Source organism: Gulosibacter sp. GYB002 (assembly GCF_036577665.1).
Taxonomy (GTDB): domain Bacteria; phylum Actinomycetota; class Actinomycetes; order Actinomycetales; family Microbacteriaceae; genus Gulosibacter; species Gulosibacter hominis.
On the sequence record NZ_JARBDD010000008.1, the window covers coordinates 247,384 to 254,845 of the forward strand.

General features: G+C 60.9%; 9 protein-coding genes. 8 read left to right on the forward strand and 1 reads right to left on the reverse strand.

Annotated elements, in window-relative coordinates:
* The first annotated feature begins 53 nt into the window (after window positions 1-53).
* The 5 genes from PV375_RS05585 to PV375_RS05605 all read left to right on the forward strand — a co-directional run bounded on the left by PV375_RS05585 (window position 54) and on the right by PV375_RS05605 (window position 5,041).
* On the forward strand, window positions 54-2,969 hold the full coding sequence (locus PV375_RS05585; protein ID WP_332106478.1) for a phage tail spike protein: 2,916 nt from the start codon (window positions 54-56) through the stop codon (window positions 2,967-2,969).
* A 15-nt stretch (window positions 2,970-2,984) separates the two neighbouring features.
* Window positions 2,985-3,446, forward strand: coding sequence for a DUF1617 family protein (locus PV375_RS05590; protein ID WP_332106479.1), 462 nt, complete (start codon window positions 2,985-2,987; stop codon window positions 3,444-3,446).
* Window positions 3,439-3,636 carry a hypothetical protein gene (locus PV375_RS05595; RefSeq protein WP_317586630.1) on the forward strand — a complete coding sequence of 66 codons (198 nt, stop codon included), beginning with the start codon at window positions 3,439-3,441 and terminating at the stop codon, window positions 3,634-3,636. The genes PV375_RS05590 and PV375_RS05595 overlap by 8 nt, the downstream gene beginning before the upstream one ends.
* Window positions 3,637-3,728: 92 nt before the next feature.
* Window positions 3,729-4,199 (forward strand): phage holin family protein, encoded by a 471-nt coding sequence (locus tag PV375_RS05600; RefSeq protein ID WP_332106480.1) that lies wholly within the window; start codon window positions 3,729-3,731, stop codon window positions 4,197-4,199.
* A complete protein-coding gene (locus PV375_RS05605) occupies window positions 4,199-5,041 on the forward strand; it encodes an N-acetylmuramoyl-L-alanine amidase (RefSeq protein ID WP_332106481.1) in 843 nt (280 codons plus the stop codon). The genes PV375_RS05600 and PV375_RS05605 overlap by 1 nt, the downstream gene beginning before the upstream one ends.
* Window positions 5,042-5,124: 83 nt before the next feature.
* On the opposite strand, the gene PV375_RS05610 is transcribed toward PV375_RS05605, so the two are convergent.
* Window positions 5,125-5,313 (reverse strand): hypothetical protein, encoded by a 189-nt coding sequence (locus tag PV375_RS05610; protein WP_332106482.1) that lies wholly within the window; start codon window positions 5,311-5,313, stop codon window positions 5,125-5,127.
* A gap of 210 nt (window positions 5,314-5,523) precedes the next feature.
* Between PV375_RS05610 and PV375_RS05615 the strand changes: the two genes are divergently transcribed.
* The 3 genes from PV375_RS05615 to PV375_RS05625 form a co-directional block, all read left to right on the forward strand.
* Window positions 5,524-5,934, forward strand: a complete 411-nt coding sequence (locus PV375_RS05615; RefSeq protein WP_332106483.1) for a hypothetical protein — start codon at window positions 5,524-5,526, stop codon at window positions 5,932-5,934.
* Window positions 5,935-5,936: 2 nt separating this feature from the next.
* On the forward strand, window positions 5,937-6,146 hold the full coding sequence (locus tag PV375_RS05620; protein WP_236587407.1) for a dihydroorotase: 210 nt from the start codon (window positions 5,937-5,939) through the stop codon (window positions 6,144-6,146).
* 19 nt (window positions 6,147-6,165) lie between these two features.
* Window positions 6,166-7,462: recombinase family protein (locus PV375_RS05625; protein ID WP_332106484.1), on the forward strand; the 1,297-nt coding region annotated here is incomplete at its 3' end.

Consider the following 7,462-nt stretch of genomic DNA (forward strand, 5'->3'; position numbering starts at 1 on the left):
CCCGTAGCCGTTTCTTTGGCTGCGGGTGCACGTCTGCGAAAGGAACACCACCGATGCTCACCGTGCATGCCCCGACTGCCACCACGTTCACCGCCACCGGCGAGGGTGTCCTCGACCCTGAACTCATCGACGCCCGGGTCGTTGAGGAACTCGGCGGAGCCTACCAGCTGACCGTCACCTATCCAGCCGATGGGCCGCTGGCCTCAAAGCTGGTAGTCGAGGCGATCATCGCAGCCCCTGTTCCCGGCACCACCATCCGGCAAGGGTTTCGTATCCACGAGGTCACCACGAGCCTGGACGGGCTGTTGGAGGTCACCGCCTTCCATCTGTTCTACGACCTGGCAGGCAACTTCATCGCCGACACCTTCGTGGTCAACAAAACCCCCAAGGCAGCCCTCGATCAGCTCCTTAGGTCTGCGACCACGCCGCACCGGTTCACCGCGACCAGCTCCGATACGGCCACCAGGGCCTCTGCGCGCGTGGTGCGGATGAACCTTGCCGCCGCGATCATGGACCAGGCCTCGGATAACACGTTCGCCTCCCGGTGGGCCGGAGAGCTCACGCGCGATAACTGGCACATCCACCACGCCGCCACACGCGGCGCAGATCGTGGGGTCGTGATCCGCGATCGCAAGAACCTCACTGGTTACACCTCGACCATCGATCTGACGAGCGTGGTCACCCGGATCGTGCCGGTCGGGTTTGATGGGATCACCCTGCCCGAGCTCTACGTCGACTCACCACACCTGAATGCCTACGCGATCCCGCATATCAAGGTGATGCGCTACCCGGACATCAAAGCGATCGCCGACGCAGATAACCCCCGCGAGGACGAAGTACCTCTGCCGCAAGCACACGCCCTTCTGCGTCAAGCCGCTAAGACCGAGTTCACCACCAACCACGTCGATACGCCTGCCGCGAGCTACACCGTCTCGTTCGTTGATCTCGCATCGACTGCCGAGTACGCCGACCTCGCCGAGCTGGAGACCGTCCTGCTGGGAGACACGGTGACGGTACAGCACGCCGACCTGGGCGTGTCCCTGTCAGCGCGGGTCGTCGGCTACGAATACGACCCGCTCCAGCAGGCGTATGTCTCGGTGGAGCTCGGGTCGGTTGCAGGGAAGTTCACCCAGATCACCCGCCAGATCACCACCGCGCAGACGGCCGCCCAGATGGCTGCTGATCTTGCTGGCGTGGCGCTGGCATCAGCAGACGGGAAATCCACCAACCATTACGGGCCGAAACAGCCCGCTGCCGCCCGCCTCGGGGACACGTGGTTTAGGGACAATGGCGAGAGCATCGAGATCTGGATCTACCAGCTCACCGACACCGGCGAGCCCGGCTGGGTTGCCCTTGCCACGGACCTCAACCATGCTCAGGTCAGCGCTGAGCTCGCCGAAGCTCGCGCTGAGGTGGAGGCCGCGAAAACCGCTGCTGACGATGCCCAAGCTGCCGCTATCGCTGTCGCTGCTCGCCTCACCGTAGCCGAAGCCGAGATCGGCCAGGCGCGCGAAGCAGCCAGCCAGGCCGAAGCCACAGCACGGGAAGCTGAGGCTGTAGCCGGTGAGGCTGGCATGAAGGTGACCGGGCTTGAGAGTTCAGTCTCCCAAGCACAGCACCGTGCCGATACGGCCTACGAGACGGCACGGCAGGTTCAAACCAGCAGCGAGGCCCGGTTCACTGAGCTGACGAACGCGGATAACAGCCTAGCCTCGTCGCTTTCAATGATGGCCAGCGACCTGAACCTGCGTGTGCGCTCAAGCGAGATCGTCTCCCAGATCAACATCTCACCCGAAACCATCTTGATCGCCGGTGAGCGCATACACATCACCGGCCGAACCAGTATCGATGACGCCACGGTCACTACCGCGATGATCGCCAACGCGGCGATCACGGACGCCAAGATCGCTAACCTGTCGGCTGCCAAGATCACCACCGGTACGCTCGCGGCTGCCAGGATTGCGGCAGGCTCTATCACCAGTGACAAGCTCACGATCGCTGATGGGTTCATTAAGACGGCGATGATCGCGGACGCGGCGATCACGGACGCGAAAATCGGCTCGTTGTCGGCATCGAAGATCACCACCGGCACCCTGTCTGCGGCGAGGATCGCGGCCGGGTCGATCACGAGCGACAAGCTCACAATCTCCAACGGGTTCATCAAGACGGCGATGATCGCGGATGCGGCGATTACCTCGGCGAAGATCGGTGCGCTCGACGCGGGCAAGATCACCACTGGTGTGCTCGGCGCCTCGCGTATTGGGGCGAGGTCGATCACTGCTGACAAGCTCGCGGCGAACGCGATCCAAGTAGGACTGGCGGGCTGGACGAGTTCGATCCGGATTACGCCAACACAAATCTCGTGGTACTCCGGATCCTCGTTGGAGGGGACGATCACGTCGTCTGGTCTGCGGTTTTGGTACGGGACGCGTTACATCGGTGAAATGGCCCGCCGGGCGAAAAAGGATGCCACCGATATCCAAGGCATCGTCAACCAGTTGGCCTACCGGGGGGACTACGTCGCTTGGACGTATCAGACGACCTCCACCGGCGACTATTTCACGTGTCTGACGTTGGATCCAAAGGGCAAGTTCTATGGGCGGGCAGGGATCCACCTGGGCGCTGACCTGCGGATCAACGGGAACAAGGTCTACACCTCTGACACCCGCTACGTCATGTTTCAAGACGTAGCTTTCAGCGGGAAAGGCACCTACGCCACTTTGTCGGGTTCCAGCGGGCTGGCACGGATCGGGTTCCACACCTACGACCTGCTCATCACCACGAATGGCACGTTCTACAACATGTCGCGGGCCTTCGACCGGCTCAAAGACCTGATGACAAGGGTCAACGAGATCATCCGCCGACTGAACTACGGCTGGATCGTCTCCATCTCCGGCTCCGGGTCGAACATCACCTGGACCAACTACAACAACACCGGCTTGTCGGCCATGTCCACCAGCCTCGTCTAGAAAGAACCTTTACGCATGCGTGTACTGATCGCTAACCGTCACCTCGGACCCATCCACGACCTTCTCGAAACGATGTCCCTCAAGCCCGCTCAATCGCGGGCGCGCTCCAAACTGCTCAAGTTGGTCAAGAACGCGCAGTTGCGGTTCGGCCAGGACGAATACGACCTCGTCACCACCCACGCCATCCTCGACGAGGAAGGCAAGCCCGTCATCAGCGAAGACGGCACCTTTCAACTCACCGGTGGCACCGACCTCGCCGAATTCCTGACACTGCGCGAGCAGCTGTTGGACTCAGTGGCTGAGGTGGATGGCCCCACTTACGCCACCCACCTCACCGATATCGCACAGCTGCTAGCCGACTACGACGAGCCCTTAGCCGGTGAGCAGGCGGAGGCATACAACGTTCTGTTCGACGCTGTAGAAGCAGCCCAACATGACGCAGTGAGGACAGCGGAGGTCGATGACACCGATGAGTGAGAAAACCTCAGCCGAAGCAGGTGATGGCGAGGAAGTGGTGATTCACCCGATCGAACCAGCCCAGCCCGACCCGGTGCCTGTCCCACCAACCGAAAACAGCCCCGAACACGTCGAGGAAGTCGGTCCGTCGACCGGCAGCCTCGACCTAACCGACACAGTTTTGGACGTCCTCACTAGCCCCAACCTGTAAACCACATCTGGCTTACACGGAAAGCCCGTACCCCGACCACCTGGGTACGGGCCTTTGTCGTGTGCCCACAAACGGGAAGGAACCCACTTTCTATGTCGCTCAAAGCTATCTGGGCCACGATCCAAACCGGCCTGGCCGGGGTCGGGGCCGTCATCGGCGCGTTCCTCGGAGGCCTCGACGGCCTGGTATACGCGCTCATCGCCTTCGTCGTAGTCGACTACATCACCGGCGTGCTCGCCGCGATCGCCGAACGCCGCGTCTCCTCAGCCATCGGTTTTCGAGGGATCAGCCGCAAAGTCGTGATCTTCACCCTGATCGGACTTGCCCACCTGCTCGACGTGCACGTCATCGGAACACCTGGGGCGCTACGCACCGCCACCGTCGTGTTCTACCTGTCCAACGAAGGCATCTCCCTGATCGAAAACGCCACCCGCCTCGGGCTGCCCGTACCAGACCACATCCGCCGCGCCCTGGACCTGATCACCCGTGACGTGACAGGCAAACCCGACCTCGAACACCACCCCAACCAAACCACCACCTCAGCAGAAAAGGAGAACCTCTGATGAAGAACTGGGCCACCCTCGAAGCCGACGAAAACCGGCTGATGAACAAGCACTACAGTGCCGGGCGAAGCGGCCGGAAAATCAACAAGGTCATCATCCACCACAACGCAGGCAACCTCACCATCAAGTCCATCTGGGACGTGTGGCAGACCCGCCAAGCATCCGCCCACTACCAGGTCGACTCAGGCGGCCGGATCGGCCAGCTCGTGTGGGATCGCGACACCGCCTGGCATGCAGGCAACTGGGAAGCCAACACCACCTCCATCGGTATCGAACACGCCGACATCTCCTCCAAGCCCTGGCGTATCTCCGAGGCCTGCCTCGACAACGGTGCCCACCTCGTCGCCGCCATCTGCCACTACTACAAGCTCGGACGACCCGTGTGGGCAAAGAACGTGTTCGGCCACAAGCATTTCTCTGCCACCGAATGCCCGGCCTCGCTGGCAGGAAGCCAGCATGCGGCCTACATGGCACGCGCCCAGTACTGGTACGACCGCATGAGCGGCACCAAGCCCGCCCCGACAGCACCGGCAAAGCCCACACCGCCCGCACCCAAGCCCTCCGCCAACATCGACGCCCTCGCCGACGCGGTCATCCGAGGCGAGTACGGCAACGGGGACGAGCGCAAGCGCCGACTGGGAAGCAACTACGCGGCCGTGCAGAAGCGCGTCAACGAGAAGCTCACCGGAGGAAGCCCCGCCAAGCCCTCTGTCAACATCGATGCCCTGGCTGATGCGGTGATCCGTGGAGACTATGGCAACGGCGAGGAACGCAAGCGCCGCCTCGGCGGCAACTATGCCGCTGTGCAGAAGCGCGTCAACGAGAAGCTCGGCATCAGCTAACCCACGCGAAATCAACCCTTGGCCCCGTCATCACCTTCATCGAGGTGGTGGCGGGGCCTTTTGTGCGTTTGCGGAGCTGGTGTTTACCGCAGGTCGTCGAACGGGTCGATGACGGACTGCACTCCACAGCTCGGGCAGATGAACGCGATACGGATGCCTTCACCTTCGCCTGTAACAAACGGGTCAGGGACACAATCTGAGCCGCATTCTGAACAGGTTCGGTACGACTGGTCGTCGACAAACACCGGGAGTTCACGGTCGTCGTCAGTCATTTTCACCCGCCCTTGCTCTGTCGCGGTTCACACGTCGATCGGCCCGCATTGTGAATTGAGCAAAGAATAACTGCCTTATCTGAATAGAGGCGCAGATCCCAGACATGGGTGCGAACGCGGCAGGGAGCTTTGTTTCTGTTGTCCGGTTTCGTCTGGCGTGACCGGCGTATGGGCGACCACCTTTCGCCTCGTTGCCAGGAGGGCCTGCTCATGGCTCTGAACCAGACTGATCGCCATCACATTCAGATGATGCGCGCTGCGGGGGTTGCCTACTCTCGTATCACCGCGCACCTGGATCTGAACGCCAACAGTGTCAAGACCTATTGTCTGCGACACGGCATCACCGTCGATCCTGCCGTTGAGCAGGTCACGGATCCAGTTGGAGTGTGGTGTTTGCACTGCTGCAAGCCAATCGAGCTCCGGCAAGGATCGAAGTTCTGTTCCACTGCCTGTCGACGAGCCTGGTGGGCCGCCCATCGCAGGGTGGTCACCGAAGAACTGGTGTGCGCGAACTGCCACCGACAGGTCACTGTTGCTCGCACGAGCCAGGTGAAACGCAAGTACTGCTGCCACCCGTGCTACATCCAGCACCGCTTCAATACCCGTGGCGGTAAACGATGAACATGGCAGCCGAGCTGACGGCTCATCACCAGCTCACGCAGGTCAAGAAGCTTCTCGAACGCGGCATCCTCACCCCACGCGAAGCCATCACCGTGTGCCAGCGCCTCGACGCCCCAGATGCGCCGCTAGCCGCCCTACAAAGAGCCAGTTTCGTTGACTATCTCGAGGGTTTGAGTGATGTATGGATACAACCTGAAACCCTGTCTGACTAGGAGAAATACCTTGAAGAGAATGGAGCAAATCACCCCGCCACCGATCAGCACTTCTCCGCTTGTGAAAGTGGCAGCGTATGCCCGCATCAGCATGGAAACCGAACGCACACCGCTGAGTTTGTCCACCCAAGTTTCCTACTACCAGCAACTCATTCACGACACTCCTGGCTGGACGTTCGCCGGAGTGTTCGCCGATTCTGGAATCTCTGGAACCACCACAAATCGACCCCAGTTCCAAGAAATGCTGGCCCTTGCCCGGGAAGGGGCAATCGACCTGATCCTCACCAAGTCGATCTCGCGCTTCGCTCGCAACACCGTCGACCTGCTCGAAACCGTTCGCGAGCTGAAAGACCTCGGGGTGGAGGTGCGATTCGAAAAGGAGAACATCTCCTCAACCAGCGCTGACGGAGAACTCATGCTCACCCTGCTGGCGTCTTTCGCGCAGGCAGAATCGGAGCAAATCAGCCAAAACGTGAAGTGGCGCATTTGGAAAGGCTTCGAAGAAGGCAAAGCGAACGGCTTCCACTTGTACGGTTACACCGACTCCGCTGACGGCACCGACGTGCAGATCATCGAAGAAGAAGCAGCCGTGGTGCGTTGGATCTTCGCCCAGTACATGAAGAAGACCTCGTGCGAAAAGATGGCCGCGCAGCTCATCGCCGACGGTAGGGTTCCGCACCTGGCTGATAACAAGATGCCCGGCGAATGGGTCCGTCACATCCTGAAGAACCCGCACTACACCGGCGACCTCCTGTTGGGCCGTTGGTCCACTCCGGAAGGCAGGCCTGGACGAGCAGTGCGCAACACCGGCCAGTTGCCGCAATACCTGGTGGAAAACGCGATCCCCGCGATCATCGACCGCGACACCTTCGTCGCGGTTCAAACCGAGATCGCACGCCGCCGTGAACTCGGGGCCCGGGCGAACTGGTCCATCGAAACTGTGGCGTTGACGTCGAAGATCAAATGCGTGTCCTGCGATTGCTCGTTTGTGCGCAACGTACGCAATCCGAAAACCCAAAACTCGATCTCCACCGAGCACTGGATCTGCACCGAACGCAAGAAAGGCCGCAAAACCGGATGCGGCACCTGCGAGATCTCTGACACGGCACTCAAAGGCTTCATCGCGCGAGTCCTGGGTATCGATACCTTCGACCAAGAGGTGTTCAACGAGCGTATCGACCACATCGAAGTGCAGGGAAAAGACCATTACACGTTTCATTACACCGATGGCACCAGCAGCTCGCACACGTGGCGACCAAACCTGAAGAAGAGCTCGTGGACCCCAGCAAGAAAAGCCGCCTGGGGTGAACTCTTGC

What these genes read in the sequence shown, in the direction of transcription:
- PV375_RS05585 (WP_332106478.1), top strand. Translation starts at nt 54, where the DNA reads ATGCTCACCGTGCATGCCCCGACTGCCACCACGTTCACCGCCACCGGC.
- PV375_RS05590 (WP_332106479.1), top strand. Translation starts at nt 2,985, where the DNA reads ATGCGTGTACTGATCGCTAACCGTCACCTCGGACCCATCCACGACCTT.
- PV375_RS05595 (WP_317586630.1), top strand. Translation starts at nt 3,439, where the DNA reads ATGAGTGAGAAAACCTCAGCCGAAGCAGGTGATGGCGAGGAAGTGGTG.
- PV375_RS05600 (WP_332106480.1), top strand. Translation starts at nt 3,729, where the DNA reads ATGTCGCTCAAAGCTATCTGGGCCACGATCCAAACCGGCCTGGCCGGG.
- PV375_RS05605 (WP_332106481.1), top strand. Translation starts at nt 4,199, where the DNA reads ATGAAGAACTGGGCCACCCTCGAAGCCGACGAAAACCGGCTGATGAAC.
- PV375_RS05610 (WP_332106482.1), bottom strand. Translation starts at nt 5,313, where the DNA reads ATGACTGACGACGACCGTGAACTCCCGGTGTTTGTCGACGACCAGTCG.
- PV375_RS05615 (WP_332106483.1), top strand. Translation starts at nt 5,524, where the DNA reads ATGGCTCTGAACCAGACTGATCGCCATCACATTCAGATGATGCGCGCT.
- PV375_RS05620 (WP_236587407.1), top strand. Translation starts at nt 5,937, where the DNA reads ATGGCAGCCGAGCTGACGGCTCATCACCAGCTCACGCAGGTCAAGAAG.